Consider the following 14,844-nt stretch of genomic DNA (forward strand, 5'->3'; position numbering starts at 1 on the left):
ACGCGAAGGCCGAAGGCCCGAGCGAGCCAACGCTGGGTCGAGAGTGACCGCACCGTGGGCGACAAGCTCATTGGTTACATACTCGATGTGAGGGCCGTCAGGCCCGAGCGAGCGACGCTGGGTCGCGCGATATCGCACCGTGGGGGTCTGGGGGCTCGGCCCCCAGAAATGACAACAGCCGACCCGGTCCACGTACTCTGTGGACATAGGTCGGCTGAGGTTGTGCGCCGCCAGGGACTCGAACCCCGAACCCGCTGGTTAAGAGCCAGCTGCTCTGCCAGTTGAGCTAGCGGCGCTCGTCAGGATCTCTCCTGCTGACGGGGGAAAAGTTAGCACACAGTGTCGGGGAGGCAGAAATCAGGGGGGTGGCTAGTCAGTTCGCAGGTGTCACTCCATCGTGTGCGGGTGGTCGGGCACACTGGTCGTAGAGGTCGAGGCTCGGGCGTGGAGCAGGAACGGCAGGTCGAGGTATGTCCAGGGGTGGGCGGGCGTGGGTCGGGTTGGTGGGCGTCGCGGTGCTGGCGGTCGCGGGGTGCACGGCGGCTGAGTCCGCTCCGGTGGGTGATCCGGGTGTGGCGGGTTCCACAGCGAGCGCGACCAGGACGACGTCGGCTCCGGCTCCGGTTCCGCTCGCCTTGGCGTTGACCCCGGCGGACAAGGCTGCGGATTTCGCGCCTGGGGAGCCGGTGACGGTGGCGGCGACGGGCGGCAAGCTCACCACGGTGGTGGTCACGGGTCAGGATGGCCGCGTGGTCGCCGGTGCGCTCGCGGCCAACGGCGCGAGTTGGCAGAACACCGAGCCGCTCGGTTACGGCAAGACCTACACGACGACGGCGACCGGGCAGGACGCCAAGGGCACCGCGAGCACTGTGACGTCGACGTTCACCACGGCGAGGCCGAGGCGTCAGACCGCGCTGTCGATGAACCCGCTCGACGGCCAGAAGGTCGGTGTCGGTCAGACCTTCGCCTTCTACTTCGACTCCGTGATCACCGACAAGGCCGCCGCCGAGAAGGCCATCCAGGTCACCGCGTCACCGGTGACCGAGGGCGCCTTCTACTGGTTCAACGACAAAGAGGTGCACTGGCGGCCGAAGGAGTACTGGAAGTCCGGTACGACCGTCACCGTCAACGCCGCGATCTACGGCAAGAGCCTCGGGAACGGCGTCTTCGGCCGAGAGGACCGAAAGGCGACCGTCACCATCGGGGACTCCGTTGTCGCTGTCGCCGACGGTACGACCCACCAGATGACGGTGACCGTCAACGGTGCCGTTGCCCGCACGATCCCGGTGTCGCTCGGCAAGAAGGCGCACGAGACCCCGGTCGGTACCTACACGGTGATGAGCGAGCACACGAACTACGTGATGGACTCCTCCACCTACGGCGTTCCCGCTGACTCCGCCGCCGGTTACCGCACCAAGGTGGCCGTCGCGACGCGGATGTCCAACAGCGGCATCTTCTACCACTCGGCGCCGTGGTCGGTGCGCGACCAAGGGGTGCGCAACGTCAGCCACGGCTGCATCAACATGTCCACAGAGAACGCTGCCTGGTTGCAGAGCATCTCGAACAAGGGCGATGTGATCGTGGTCCAGAACTCCGGCGGACCGGTGCTGGAGGCGTGGGACGGGCTCAGCGTCTGGCAGGTGCCGTGGGAGACCTGGAAGGCAGGCGGCAAGAAGTAGCTCTTACGGCGAGGTGACCCGGATTTCCTCGGGTCCCACCGTCACGTGGTCGCCGGGGTGCACCTGCCTGCCGCGGCGGACCTCGCGTTCGCCGTTGACCGCGACGTCCCCGGCGTCGAGCAGGTCCTTGGCGTGGCTGCCGTCCTCGGCGATGCCCGCCAGCTTCAGCAGCTGGCCGAGCCGGATCATGTCGTCCCGGATTTCCACGTCACGCATGCGGTGCACCCTAGGGCCGGACGGGCAGGTGCCCCCACCCGGGACAGGGTGGGGGCACCTGGGGTCGATCGGTGGATCAGCCGGTGTAGCCGGTGATCCAGCTGCGGTGCGCGACGACGTCGGTGTAGATCGACGGCGCCTGGGCGCACTGGGAGCCACCGCCGGAGCGGCTGGTGGCGCCGGTCAGCTGCCACCCGCCACCGGCGGAGATGATCTGCGGGCCGCCGGAGTCGCCGTAGCAGGCACCGGCGCGGCCGCCGGGGTTGTTGGTGCAGATCTCGATCGAGCCGGAGATGCCGGAGCACCGGGAGTCGGCCACGACCGAGGTGTCGAGCTGCTGCAGGGTGACCGGCGCGCCGCAGCCGCCGGGGGCGGGGCAGGTCTGGCCCCAGCCGATGATGCGGCTGGCCTGGCCGGTGGCGCCCGAGCTGGCGGCGATGGCGACCGGGGCCTGGGTGACGCTGGTGCTGAGCTGGATCAGCGCGATGTCGTAGCTCGTCCGGTAGCTCGGGTGCACGATGATCCGCGACGCCCTGGCGACGGTGCCGCCGCTGGTCCGGTTCGTGGTGCCGACGCGCACCTGCACGCTGCTGGCCGAGCGGCCCTGCACGCAGTGCGCCGCGGTGACGATCCAGTTGGCCTTGATCAGCGAGCCGCCGCAGAAGTGGCTGCCCGAGGTGCTCTGCAGGGACGCCATGAAGCTGTAGGTCTGGGTGGCGTTGCCGCCGCCCACGATGGCCGGGGTCATGACCGGGTCACCGTCGGGTGCCGCGGTGGCCGCCGCGGGGGCGGCGATCGCGGTCGCCGCGGCGGCCAGCAGGCCGAGCAGCAGGGAACGGACCTTCATTCGGCACTCTCCTTCCGCACCGGGGCCCTCGTCCCGGTGACCAGGAGAAAAGTAGGGAGCACCCGGCGCCCGTCGCCAGGGGCCAAGCAGCGTCCACAGTTACCAAAGGTGCTGTACCGGTCACCGGAAAACCCGCCCGAAACCCATTCATCTGTCCGAATACATCGCCCCAACCACCCGAAACACCCGCGATTGGTCTGGTGAACCAGCTCACTTGGCGGCGCGGCGGGCCAGGGGTCCGGTGCGAAAAAAAGATGGCCTCTGTCCGATTACCGGACAGAGGCCATCCTGTTACGGGTGAGTGACGGGACTTGAACCCGCGACTTCCTGGACCACAACCAGGTGCTCTACCAACTGAGCTACACCCACCATCGCACCGCTGGGGGCAAGCTCCCGTGGTGCTCGAATATCGTAGCGTGCCCGATGGCGCCCCCTGAAGCGGGTTACGCCTTGGGCTCGCTCACGGCCTCCGCGACGGCCTTGGCCTCTTCGGTCGACGGTCCGGGCTGGGGCACGAAGGCGGTGCCGCGGTAGTAGCGCAGCTCCCGGATGGACTCGCGGATGTCGGCGAGCGCGCGGTGCGCGAGGCCCTTGTCCGGCTGGGCGTAGTAGACCCGCGGGTACCAGCGGCGGCACAGCTCCTTGATCGACGACACGTCGACCATCCGGTAGTGCAGGTGCGCGTCGAGCGCGGGCATGTCGCGGGCGATGAAGCCGCGGTCGGTGGCGATCGAGTTCCCGCACAGCGGCGCGACCCGCGCGTCCGGGACCCACTCGCGCACGTAGTCGAGGACCTGCCGCTCGGCGTCCTCGAGCGAGAGCGCCGACGCGCGGACCTCCTCGGTGAGCCCCGAGCGGGCGTGCATGTCCCGCACCACCTCGGGCATCGCGGCCAGGTGCTCGTCGTCGGCGTGGATGACCAGGTCGATCCCCTCGCCGAGGACGGTGAGCTCGGAGTCGGTCACCAGGGCGGCGATCTCGATCAGGGCGTCGCGCCCCAGGTCGAGCCCGGTCATCTCGCAGTCGATCCATACCAGCCGGTCGGTCACCTGCGGGAGCTTAGTCCGATGGGGAATCGCCACCCGCGCGCTCACCCCGGTGGGCGCTGCCCGCGCGCCCGGTGCGCGCGGCGTTGGGCCGGTTGGAGTACGCCCTGTGGCGGGTTGCCCCGGCATGGATCACCCTGGTCGCATGGGCAAGGACGTCGAGTCCACCGAGTTCACCAGGGCCGACCGCGCGCGGTTCCGGCAGAAGGTGCGCCGGTGCCTCGACGTGTTCGCGCAGATGCTCTCGGAGTCGCGCTTCGACGCCGACCGGCCGATGGCGGGCCTGGAGATCGAGCTGAACCTGGTCGACGGCACCGGCGACCCGGCGATGCGCAACGCGCAGGTGCTGGCCGCGATCTCGGACCCGGCGTTCCAGACCGAGCTGGGCCAGTTCAACATCGAGATCAACCTGGCGCCGCAGCGGCTGGGGCCGGGCGGGCTCGGCGCGTTCGAGCGGCTGGTGCGCGCGGACCTCAACGAGGCCGAGGCGAAGGCGGCGCGGTTGGACGCGCACATCGTGATGGTCGGCATCCTGCCCACCCTGCGCGCGCAGCACACCAGCGCGGCGGCGCTGTCGGCGAACCCGCGCTACAAGCTGCTCAACGAGCAGGTCCTGGCCGCCCGCGGCGAGGACCTGGAGATCAACATCGGCGGGGTGGAGCGGCTGGTGGCCTCCGCCGACTCGATCGCCCCGGAGAGCGCGTGCACCAGCGTGCAGTACCACCTGCAGGTCGCCCCGGACGACTTCGCCCGGTTCTGGAACGCCAGCCAGGTGATCGCGGGCGTGCAGGTGGCGCTGGGGGCCAACGCCCCGTACCTGTTCGGCAAGCACCTGTGGGCCGAGACCAGGATCGCGCTGTTCGAGCAGGCCACCGACACCCGCCCGGACGAGCTCAAGGCCCAGGGCGTGCGGCCGAGGGTGTGGTTCGGCGACCGGTGGATCACCTCCATCTTCGACCTGTTCGAGGAGAACGCCCAGTACTACTCGGCGCTGTTGCCGCTGACCGACCCCGAGGACCCGGTCGAGGTCCTGGCCAGGGGCGACATCCCCGAGCTGCACGAGCTGCGGCTGCACAACGGCACCGTCTACCGCTGGAACCGGCCGATCTACGACGTGGTCAACGGCCGCCCGCACCTGCGGGTGGAGAACCGGGTGCTGCCCGCCGGGCCCTCGGTGGTCGACACCATGGCCAACGGCGCGCTGTACTTCGGCTTGGCCCGCGCGCTGGCCGACCAGGACCGTCCACTCTGGACGCAGATGAGCTTCTCGGCCGCCGAGGACAACTTCCACGCCGCGGCCCGCAACGGCATCGACGCGCGGGTGTACTGGCCGGGGGTCGGCGAGGTCCCGGTGACCGAGCTGGTGCTGCGCAGGCTGTTGCCGCTCGCGTACGAGGGCCTCGACGCGTGGGGTGTCGACCCGGCCGAGCGCGACCGGTTGCTCGGGGTGATCGAGCAGCGGTGCCTGACCGGCCGCAACGGCGCCACCTGGCAGGTGGAGACCGTGCGCGCGCTGGAGGAGTCGACGTCGGTCGACCGGCTCCAGGCGCTGCGCGAGATGGTGCGCCGGTACCGCGAGCACATGCACACCAACGAGCCGGTGCACACCTGGCCGATCAGTCCCTGACCAGGAACTGCCCGATCAGGTCCGGGAGTGCCGCGTCGGCGAGGTCGAGGCCTTGGTCGTCGCCGACGTCGAGCACCGCGTAGCCGCTAGAGCCCGCCGCGGTGATCGCGGTGAGGGTGAACACGCGAGCACGTCGCTGGAATAGCGTGCGCGTGATCTTCCAGCCGATGATGCCGTTGCGGCGTAGCGCCACTGTGCTGCGGTCCAGCGAACCGGAGCGGGCGACGAGGTAGTCCTCTGTGAGGGTGTGGCCCAGGTTGCGGTAACGGTCCAGGCCGAGCGCGACGGACACCGGGATCAGCACGGTCGCGGTGATCCACGGCCAATCGGGCCAGTTCGCCGTTTCGGCCAACGCCAGCAGGATGGCGGCAAGCGCGACCGTTGGCACTACCGCGCGCACGATCCTGCGAACCTTGGCGCGTGCGGGGTGCTGGGCGAGTGTCGCGGAAGTAGGGGGCTCGTTGGTAGCTAGGACGTCGGCGGTGACGCGGTCCGCTTCGGTGCGTGGAGCCGGGGGAAGCAAGAGGCTGCTACCCCCAACCTTGTTCAGGCCTGTTGTCACGGCGGTAACCCGTGCGCCCTTGCCCGCGCGCAGCAGCAGCGGTTCGTGCAAGACCGCACCGCGCAGCCGCTTCTCCTCGATGGACACCGAGCGGGTCGTGAGGAGACCGCGGCGCACCCGGACGGTCCCGTCTGGTTGACGGGTCAGCCGGTAGTCGTGGTTCTGCAAGAGGTACCCGGCCAGCGACGCCAGCACGGACAGCACGATCACGAACACGGCCGCCACCGGCACGACCCGCAGCGGGTTCGCGTGGCTGACCCAGCCGAAGATCTCGCGGATAGCGCCAACCTCGGAGAACCGGAAGTCGAGCTCACTGGCCAGGTTCATGACGAAGCCCACCACGATGCCGATCGAGATGAACCCCGACACCGTTAGCGGCGCGTAGCGGTACCAGCGCTTGTCGAGCCGAGCGATCGAGACGCCCTCGTCGTTCTCGTCCTCGGTCTGCGCGACCTTGCGGAGTAGGGCCTGCCGCAGCCGCTCAGCCTCAGCGGCGGTGACAGCGTCAAGCGTGACGGTCCCCTCACCGGGCGTGCGTTCCTGTTGCCCGGTACCGACACGCACGGCGGATAGGCCGAACGCGCGGTGCCCGAGCTTGGCCGTGAGGTCGACTGTGCGGATCCGGTCGCGCGGGATCGACCGGCGTTGCCGGAACACCACGCCCTTGTGCAGCTCGACCTGGGTCTCGGTGATGCGGTACTTGGTGGTCAGCCAGGACAGCAGGCCGTAGCCGATGATCAGCCCGACCACGCTCGCGCTGGTGACCACCCGCCAGGTGTCGAAGTTGCCGAAGAACACCAGCGCGGCCAGCGGCGGCAGCAGCCCGATCAGCTCGTTGAGCGGCCGCACCACGATCATCCTCGGGTCCAGCCGCCCCCACTCGGGTGCGCTCACGTCGCGTCCCCCGGCGTGGCCTGGGTGGTCGCGGCCAGTTCCTCGACCACCCGCGCGGCCACGTCGGCGTCCAGGTTCTCGATCGTCACCGGGCCCTGGGCCGACGCGGTGGTGACGGTGATCGTCGACAGCTTGAGCAACTGCTGCAACGGTCCCCGCGCGGTGTCGACGGTCTGGATGCGGGAGATCGGGGCGAGCCGCCACTCCTGGGAGACCCAACCGCTCCTGGTGAAAACCGCGTCGGCGGTGGTTTCCCAGCGGTGCACCCGGTAGCGCCACCTGGGCATCACGGCTGTGTGCACTACCCCGATCACGGCGGCCGCGACGAGTGTCACCCGTAGCCACCTGGGCGCCCCGTCCACCACCAGCAGCGCCACTGCCTCCGCCCCGACGACCACCACCCAGAAGATCGCCGCGCGCAGCGTCCACAGCAGAACCGCGCGCTTGCTGACCAGGTTCGCGGGCGCCCGCAACCGCCACTCCGACTCACTCACGGTGCCCAGTCTGCCCGGACCGGCCGTCCCTCGACGTCCGACTCGGGTATCACCGCGCGATCACCCGGACCGGGCGCCGTGTCGCATGTTGGCGAGTAACCGGTCGCGCTCGGGTATGGGGACATTCTGAGATCACGTCACTTTTGTCGTCACGTGTCGTTACCGTCCGCGTCATCACCTAGTCGGGTTCGTCGACCCGACGGCGGCGTGGTTGGAGAGGTTGGTGCGGGTGAACAACCACCGGGAGTGGTCGGTCGGCTGTCGCGATATCGCAGGTAGGCGCCGGGACGTGACCGTGTTCGTACGGGGTGGGCGGGTGGTGCTGGTGGCGCCGCCGGGGGAGACGGCGGTGTTCTCGCCGTTGGACGTGGGCAGGCTGCGGGCCGCGCTGCGCGACGCCGTGGTGGACGCCACGGTCGAGGAGTAACTCTTCCTACTTTGGAGTAGGTACTGGCAGACTCCGTGCCCGAGGAGGCACAGCGATGGCAACCTACTTCGTCACCGGCGCCACCGGGTTCCTCGGCCGCAGGCTGGTCGAGCGGCTGGTGGCCCGGCCGGGCACGAGCGCGGTGCACGTGCTCGTGCGGCAGCGGTCGGTGGACCGGTTCACCGCGGCGGCCCGGCACTGGAGCCGCCCCGACCTGGTCGTCCCGGTCATCGGCGATCTCGGGGAACCTGGTCTCGGCGTGGCGGTCGGGGCGTTGTCCGGCGCGGTCGACCACGTCGTCCACCTGGGTGCGGTGTACGACTTCACCGCGCCGGAGGCCGACAACCAGCGGGCGAACGTCGATGGCACCCGGCACGCCCTGGAGTTCGCCGAGGCGGTCGGCGCGGGCTTGTTCCACCACGTGTCCTCGATCGCCGTCGCGGGCGACCACCGGGGCCGCTTCACCGAACGGGACTTCGACCTCGGGCAGCGGCACCACTCGCCGTACCACGCGACCAAGTTCGCGGCCGAGCGCCTTGTCCGGGAACAGGACCGCGTGCCGTTCCGCGTGTATCGCCCCGCCGCGGTCGTGGGCGACTCGCGCACCGGCGAGATGGACAAGGTCGACGGCCCTTACTACTTCCTGCCCGTCTTGACCCGTCTGGCGCGGTTGCCCAAGGCGCTTCCCTTGGTGCTACCGAACTTGGGTGGCACCAACGTCGTTCCCGTCGACTACGTCGTGGACGCCATGACCCAGCTCATGCACGCCGACGCGCCCTCGGGCACGACCTATCACCTCACGCACAACGGCAAGCAGCGCGTCACGGATGTCTTCAATGCGCTAGCGGCAGCCGTTGGGGCGCCCCGGGTTCGTGCGAGCCTGCCTGTCAGATTGCCTCGGTTGCGGGCTACCAGGCCAGTTCCCGCCGCGGTGCTCAACGAGTTGGGCGTACCGGCCGAGGTTCTCCCGCACCTGGATCTACCGACTGTGTTCGACTCGACGGCGACTGTTGAAGCCCTCGGCGGCATAGAGCCGCCAGGCTTCGCCTCTTACGCTGACGTCTTGGTCCGCTACTGGGCAGAACACCTTGACCCCGAGCGCGCCTGGCGTAACTCGCACTCCTTGCGGGGTAAGCGAATCGTCATCACCGGAGCCTCTAGCGGTATCGGCCGTGCGACGGCTCTCGCGGTGGGGGAGCGCGGGGCGATCGTGTTGCTCGTCGCGCGCAGGCAGGCCGAACTGGAAGAGGTACGCGCCGAGATCGAGCAAGGTGGCGGTACCGCGTCGGTCCACCCCTGCGACCTGACCGACTCGGACGCGGTCGACGCCCTGGTCAAGGACCTCGGTGTCGTCGACATGCTGGTCAACAACGCGGGCCGCTCGATCCGCCGCGCCGTCCACCTCTCCGTCGACCGCCTTCATGACTACGAACGCACCATGGCGCTGAACTACTTCGCGCCACTACGACTCACCCTCGGCCTGCTCCCGGGTATGCGCGCTAGAGGCTTCGGGCGGATCGTGAACGTCACGACCATGGGGTTGCAGACAGACACACCGCGCTTCTCCGCCTACCTCGCGTCGAAAGCAGCCCTAGAGGCCTTCGGGCGCGCGGCAGGTCGAGAGCTGCTCACCGACGGCGTCATCACCTGCGCAGTCCGCATGCCATTGGTCCGCACACCGATGATCCGCGCCACCGACGCGTACAAGGCCATCCCCGCCACCTCGCCCCAGTCCGCCGCCAAGCTCGTCCTGCGCGCGCTGACCAGCGAGACCGAGGTCGTCCAGCGGTCCGAGGGCCTGGCCATGGAGCTACTGCGGGTGCTCGCGCCCGGCCTGGCCCGCCAGGTCCTCAACCTCGCCTACCGGCTCACCGGCGAGTCCGCCCCCGAGGCCAGGACCCGCCCCGAGCGCCCCCTGCCCGTCCTCGCCACCGCCCTCGTCCGCCCGCTCTGGCGCGGGCTGCGGCGCTGACGGCCGCATCAGCGCGAACGTCGCGATCCCGCCCACCGACAGCACCGCGATCACCACCGCCATCGGCAGCGCCGTGCTCCCGCCACCCAGCCCCACCAGCGGCGAGGCGATCCCGCCGATGACGAACTGCAGCACGCCGATCAACGCCGACGCCGCGCCCGCGTCCCGCCCGTGGTCGGCCAGCGCCAACGCCGTCGAGTTCGGACTGATCATCCCGACGCAGGCCACGGACACGAACAGCGCCACGAGCAGCCACCACAGCCCCAGGCCCCACACCACCGCGGCCAGCACCCCGAGCCCGCCGACCGCCGCCACCACCAGCCCGGCCACCAGCAGCGCCCGCGGCGCGAACCAGCGCAGCAGCAGCGAGTTCAGCTGCGCGACCAGCACGATTCCCAGCGCGTTCGCCCCGAACACCAGGCTGTACTGCTGCGGGCTCAACCCGTGGATGTCCTGGAGCACGAACGACGAGCCCGAGATGTAGGCGAACATCGAGGCCAGCACGCACCCGGCCGACACCGCGTACGCCACGAACCCGCGGTCGGACCCGATCCTGGCGTAAGCGCGCAGCGTGCGGCGCAGGTCGGCCTTCCCGCGGTACTGCCTCGGCAGCGTCTCCGGCAGCCACAGCAGCGTCGCCACCATCAGCAGCGCGCCGAGCACGGCGAGCACCACGAAGATCCCCGACCACGACGTCCAGCGCAGCACCTGCCCGCCGATGATCGGCGCCAGCATCGGCCCCAGCCCGTTGACCAGCATCAACGCCGAGAAGAAGCGGGCCATCGCCGCCCCGGAGAACAGGTCGCGCACCGCGGCCCTGGCGATCACCACCCCGGCCGAGGCCGCGACACCCTGCGCGAACCGCAGTACCACCAGCGGGTACACCGAAGGGGCGAGCGCGCACGCCAGCGAGCTGACCACGTACAGCCCCAGCCCCATCAGCAGCGGCCACCGCCTGCCCCGCGAGTCCGACCACGGACCGGCCACCACCTGGCCGACGGCCAGCCCGATCATGAAGGTGGTCAGCGTCAGCTGCACGGGTGCCGGACCGGTGCCCAGACTGGCCGCGAGCTCGGGGAACGCGGGCAGGTACATGTCGATGGACAGCGGGCCGAAGGTCGACAGGCCGCCCAGGATCAGCGCGAGGCGGACCCTGCTGGGCGCGGGCGGGGCGGACATCCGCTGATTCTATGAATGCCGAACCGGGATCCGTGAGCCTCGAGGGCGCCGGTAGGACGAACACCACGTGGCGGTGCGTAGTCACGCGTGCGGGTGAGGCGATGCGGCCACTCGGGTGTGGTTGACGGTAAACGGGTGAACTCTTCACCTGGGCGGAGGACACTGGGGTAGCCATTCGTGACCGGGTCGCGCGCGTCGCCGCTGATCCGACCGGCGGCTTGACACACTGGAGGTCGAGGAGCGGGAGGGTGCCATGGCCGAGTCGATCGACGCGGTGTTGGTGGAGGCCGCGCGGCTCACGGCGGCCGGTCGCCCCACCGAGGCCGTCGAGGTGCTGCGCCCGCTGCTGGTGACCCACCCCGACCACTCCGAGGCCTGGTGCAGGCTCGCCGCGGCCCTGCTGGACGCGGGCGACTTCCAGCTCTGCCTCGACGCGGCCAAGCGCGCCATCACCCTCGGCGAGCGGTCGTGGGCGCACCGGCTGGCCAGCCTCTCGCTGGCCGAGATGGGCCGCCACGACGAGGCCATCGTGTCCGCCAGGGAGGCCGCCCGGCGCGACCCGGGCGACTGGCGGTCGCTGGTCACCCTGTCGGAGGTACTCGGCCCGGCCGCCCCGGAGGAGTCCCTCGCCGTGGCGCTCGGCGCGGTCGACGCCGCCCCCGAGGTGCCGCGGGTGCACGAGGTGCTCGGCATCGCCGCCGCCCGCGCCGGTGACAACGCCCTCGCCCGCCGCGCCTACACCGACGCGCTGCTGCTCGACCCGGGCAACGCCGAGGTCAGCGCCAGGCTCGACGCCCTGCCCGAGGTGCCGCTGCGCCGCGGCGCGCCCGCGGCGAACGGGTTCGCCCGCAGGCTCACCGGCGGCGGCGCCGACTACTCGGCCGCGCGCCCCACGGTCATCGACTCGACCGTCGTGGAATCCAGGGTCGTGGAGTCCAGGGTCGTGGAGTCCAGGGTCGGCGAGTCCAGCATGGTCGAGTCAGGGGTGGCCGACTCCGGTGCGGCCGCGGGTAGTGGGGGAGCCGGGGACGGGGGCGCGCTCGTGGATGGTGGCGGTCTTGTGGACGGCGGTGCTGCTGCGGACGGTGGCGTTGCCGAGGGCGGCGTGGTCGAGGAGCCCGCCGAGGACAGGTGGACGGTCGAGTCGGAGTGGCGGCAGCGGATGTCGGCGGTGTGGCCGGTCCCGGCCAAGCCGGTGGACGCGGAGATCGAGCCGGTGATCCAGGTGGTCGCCGACCCGGGCTTCGCCGTCCACCCGGGCCGCGCGTCCGCCGACCGCGCTCCCGCCGACGACCACCCCGTCGAGGACGTCGGCGAGGTGCGGGTCGGTGCCAGGCCGCGGCCCCGCAGGCGCACCAGGGAGATCCCGGTCGTCGAGGAACCCGCTGCCCCGCCCCGGCCGGTCGCCGCGCGGCCGACGCACACCGGGTTCACCCGCGCCAAGCGCGTCTCGCTGTGGTTGGTCCTGCGCCGCTGCTCCGGCTGGCTGGCCATTGGGGGATTTGTCCTTTTAGTGGCCGGAATGCCGTCGCCGAGCCCGCTGCTGGTCTGGTTCGCCCTGGCGCTCTTGCTCATTGTCACCGGTGCCGCCGCTTTTGGTTACCGCGCCATTCCGGTTGTCGACCGCCCCACACCGCGCGAACTCGCCGACCACGCCCCGCTCATCGCCCTCGCCGCGGCCCTGACCGCGTTCGGCCTGGTCATGCTGGGTGTGTGGACCCTCGCCCTGGCCTTCGGCGCCACCGGGACGCAACTGCTGGTGACCGCGATCGTGCTCGGCGTGGCGCCCGGGGTCCTCGCCTGGTTCGGGCTCTGGCGAATACGGACCGCCTCCCGATAAGGTGCGCGGGTCAGTTTTCGAATGGGGAGCCGCGGGCGGGGGTCGCCGCGGATTTCACCCGAGTTCGCTAGGGGACACTCGTGCGTGGTTTAGCCGCTTTGCTGATGGTCTACGGGTTCGGTTCGGCGCTGCTCAGCTTCACCAGCTTCCAGTTCCGCATCGTCTCCTGGGCCGATGCCTACCAGCCGGGCGCAGGCCTGGGCATCGGTGCGCTCGGCCTGCTGATCCTGGTGCTGGTCATCGCCTTCACCAAGGAGAAGCCCGCCGAGCCCGCCCCCGCGCCGCTCCCCCCGCCGCCCGGCTACTCCTACGCCCCGCAGCAGGGCTCCGGCCAGACTCCGGGTTACGCCCCGCAGCCCGGTTACCCCGCTCAGCCTGGCTACCCGGCCCAGCCTGGTAACCCAGTCCAGCCCGTTAACCCAGCCCAGGGCGGATATGCCCAGCCTGGTTATGCCGCGCAGCCCGGGTTCCAGCCTCAGCCTGGTGGCCCCGCGCAGCCCGGTTACCCCGCCCAGGGTGGTTACCCCGCGCAGCCCGGCTACCCGCAGATCCAGCAGCCCGGATACCCCCAGCAGCCCGGGGTCCCGCCGCAGCAGAACTACGGCCCGCCGCGCTAGTCCCCGCCGTTCTCCTGGCGTCCCGGGTGGACGCGGTGTCAGACTCACCGCGCTCGGATGACCCCGGACGGTGAGGTTCGCGATGGCAGGGCACGCGCAGTACCAGAACGAGATCTACCTGCAGGGCCTCGCCGACCAGGTGCCGCCGTTCACCACGGACGCCACCCGGTTGGCGGCGGCCGCCGAGGCGGTGATGGAGCCGGGGCCGTTCGGGTACGTCGCCGGGGGCGCGGGGTCGGGGGACACGGTCCGCGCGAACCGGGCCGCGTTCGAGCGGTGGCGGATCGTGCCGAGGATGCTGACCGGCGCCACCACCCGCGACCTGTCGACGACCGTGCTCGGCACCGCCATGCCTGCCCCGGTCCTGCTCGCCCCCGTCGGCGTCCAGGGGATCGTGCACCCCGAGGGGGAGCTGGCGGTCGCCCGCGCCGCGGCCGCGCTCGACGTGCCGATCGTGCTGTCGACCGCGTCGTCGTACCCGCTGGAGGACGTCGCCGCGGTCGGTGGGCCCCGCTGGTTCCAGCTGTACTGGCCCAACGAGCCCGAGGTGTGCGCGAGCCTGCTGCGCCGCGCGAAGGCCGCGGGCTACACGGCCCTGGTCGTCACCCTCGACACGTGGACCCTCGCCTGGCGCCCGCGCGACCTGGACCACGCGTACCTGCCGTTCCTGCGGGCTTCCGGTGTGGCCAACGCGTTCACCGACCCGGCGTTCCGGGCGGGGCTGGAGAAGTCGCCCGAGGAGGACCAGGCGATGGCGATCCTGCGCTGGGTGTCGCTGTTCACCGGCACCGACAAGCGCTGGGACCAACTGCCGTTCCTGCGCGAGCACTGGGACGGCCCCATCGTCCTCAAGGGCATCCAACACCCCGACGACGCCCGCCGCGCCGCCGACGCGGGCATGGACGGCATCATCGTCTCCAACCACGGTGGCCGCCAAGTTGATGGCGCCCTTGCCGCCCTCGACGCCCTCCCCGAGATAGCCACCGCCGTGGGCGACCGCCTCGAAATCCTCTTCGACTCCGGCATCCGCACCGGCGCCGATGTCATCAAGGCCCTAGCCCTAGGAGCCAAAGCGGTTCTACTGGGCCGCCCCTACATCTACGCCCTAGCCCTAGCCGGCGAACAAGGCGTCCGCCACACCCTCCGCAGCCTCCTAGCCGACCTGGACCTCACCCTCGCCCTGTCCGGCCACCAAACCCCCGCCACCCTGACCCCCAACACCCTCCACCGCACCTAGCCCCGGCTCCACAGTGGACACAACTCTCCCGGTCCGCGCGGCCCCCGCAACCCCACCGCGCCCTCTCGCTCACCACGCCCTCTTGTCGCGCTAAACCTTCTTGTCCCACAACACTTCTCGCCCCATAGCCCCAACACGCCCGCGCGGCCCCACAGCGACTTCTTAGCCCCACAGCGACTTCTTGGCCCCGCACCCTCTTAGCCCCGC

The 14,844-nt window shown here is 70.7% G+C and carries 12 protein-coding genes, 2 tRNA genes and 1 pseudogene; 7 read left to right on the forward strand and 8 right to left on the reverse strand.

Features of this window, described 5'->3' with window-relative positions:
- Positions 1-223 precede the first annotated feature (223 nt).
- A tRNA-Lys gene (locus BMY07_RS01905) sits at positions 224-296 on the reverse strand.
- A gap of 174 nt (positions 297-470) precedes the next feature.
- On the opposite strand from BMY07_RS01905, the gene BMY07_RS01910 reads away from it, so the two are divergent.
- On the forward strand, positions 471-1,679 hold the full coding sequence (locus tag BMY07_RS01910) for a L,D-transpeptidase (protein WP_092774626.1): 1,209 nt from the start codon (positions 471-473) through the stop codon (positions 1,677-1,679).
- 3 nt (positions 1,680-1,682) lie between these two features.
- Here the strand turns inward: BMY07_RS01910 and BMY07_RS01915 are convergent, their stop codons facing one another.
- From BMY07_RS01915 to orn, 4 genes are all read right to left on the reverse strand, one after another.
- Positions 1,683-1,895 (reverse strand): RNA-binding S4 domain-containing protein, encoded by a 213-nt coding sequence (locus BMY07_RS01915; protein WP_092774627.1) that lies wholly within the window; start codon positions 1,893-1,895, stop codon positions 1,683-1,685.
- 76 nt (positions 1,896-1,971) lie between these two features.
- Positions 1,972-2,742, reverse strand: coding sequence for a S1 family peptidase (locus BMY07_RS01920; RefSeq protein ID WP_092774628.1), 771 nt, complete (start codon positions 2,740-2,742; stop codon positions 1,972-1,974).
- A 296-nt stretch (positions 2,743-3,038) separates the two neighbouring features.
- Positions 3,039-3,111 (reverse strand) — tRNA-His (locus tag BMY07_RS01925).
- A gap of 74 nt (positions 3,112-3,185) precedes the next feature.
- The gene (gene orn / locus BMY07_RS01930; protein ID WP_092774629.1) at positions 3,186-3,791 is read right to left on the reverse strand and encodes an oligoribonuclease; all 606 of its coding nucleotides are present in this window, start codon (positions 3,789-3,791) and stop codon (positions 3,186-3,188) included.
- Between the two features lie 142 nt (positions 3,792-3,933).
- On the opposite strand from orn, the gene BMY07_RS01935 reads away from it, so the two are divergent.
- A complete protein-coding gene (locus tag BMY07_RS01935) occupies positions 3,934-5,415 on the forward strand; it encodes a glutamate-cysteine ligase family protein (RefSeq protein ID WP_092774630.1) in 1,482 nt (493 codons plus the stop codon).
- On the opposite strand, the gene BMY07_RS01940 is transcribed toward BMY07_RS01935, so the two are convergent.
- Together BMY07_RS01940 and BMY07_RS01945 are read right to left on the reverse strand one after the other, a co-directional pair.
- A complete protein-coding gene (locus tag BMY07_RS01940; RefSeq protein ID WP_245782138.1) occupies positions 5,405-6,871 on the reverse strand; it encodes a PH domain-containing protein in 1,467 nt (488 codons plus the stop codon). The genes BMY07_RS01935 and BMY07_RS01940 overlap by 11 nt on opposite strands.
- Positions 6,868-7,365, reverse strand: coding sequence for a PH domain-containing protein (locus BMY07_RS01945; RefSeq protein ID WP_245782139.1), 498 nt, complete (start codon positions 7,363-7,365; stop codon positions 6,868-6,870). The genes BMY07_RS01940 and BMY07_RS01945 overlap by 4 nt, the downstream gene beginning before the upstream one ends.
- A gap of 220 nt (positions 7,366-7,585) precedes the next feature.
- On the opposite strand from BMY07_RS01945, the gene BMY07_RS01950 reads away from it, so the two are divergent.
- On the forward strand, positions 7,586-7,792 hold the full coding sequence (locus BMY07_RS01950; RefSeq protein WP_177215410.1) for a hypothetical protein: 207 nt from the start codon (positions 7,586-7,588) through the stop codon (positions 7,790-7,792).
- Between the two features lie 55 nt (positions 7,793-7,847).
- Positions 7,848-9,764: an SDR family oxidoreductase gene (locus BMY07_RS01955; protein WP_092774634.1), complete on the forward strand. Its 1,917-nt coding sequence runs from the start codon at positions 7,848-7,850 to the stop codon at positions 9,762-9,764.
- On the opposite strand, the pseudogene BMY07_RS01960 reads toward BMY07_RS01955, so the two are convergent.
- A pseudogene (locus BMY07_RS01960) lies at positions 9,762-10,943 on the reverse strand (multidrug effflux MFS transporter); the annotation flags it as partial. The gene BMY07_RS01955 and the pseudogene BMY07_RS01960 sit on opposite strands and share 3 nt — an antisense overlap.
- Positions 10,944-11,196: 253 nt before the next feature.
- On the opposite strand from BMY07_RS01960, the gene BMY07_RS01965 reads away from it, so the two are divergent.
- The 3 genes from BMY07_RS01965 (at position 11,197) to BMY07_RS01975 (ending at position 14,637) form a co-directional block, all read left to right on the forward strand.
- Entirely contained in the window at positions 11,197-12,783 is a 1,587-nt protein-coding gene (locus BMY07_RS01965; protein WP_092774635.1) for a tetratricopeptide repeat protein, read from the forward strand.
- Between the two features lie 80 nt (positions 12,784-12,863).
- On the forward strand, positions 12,864-13,400 hold the full coding sequence (locus BMY07_RS01970; protein WP_143073304.1) for a hypothetical protein: 537 nt from the start codon (positions 12,864-12,866) through the stop codon (positions 13,398-13,400).
- 82 nt (positions 13,401-13,482) lie between these two features.
- Complete coding sequence (locus BMY07_RS01975) at positions 13,483-14,637, forward strand: lactate 2-monooxygenase (RefSeq protein WP_092774637.1); 1,155 nt, start codon at positions 13,483-13,485, stop codon at positions 14,635-14,637.
- The last annotated feature ends 207 nt before the right edge of the window (positions 14,638-14,844 follow it).

Origin of the sequence: Actinokineospora terrae (assembly GCF_900111175.1) — a bacterium.
GTDB classification, from domain to species: domain Bacteria; phylum Actinomycetota; class Actinomycetes; order Mycobacteriales; family Pseudonocardiaceae; genus Actinokineospora; species Actinokineospora terrae.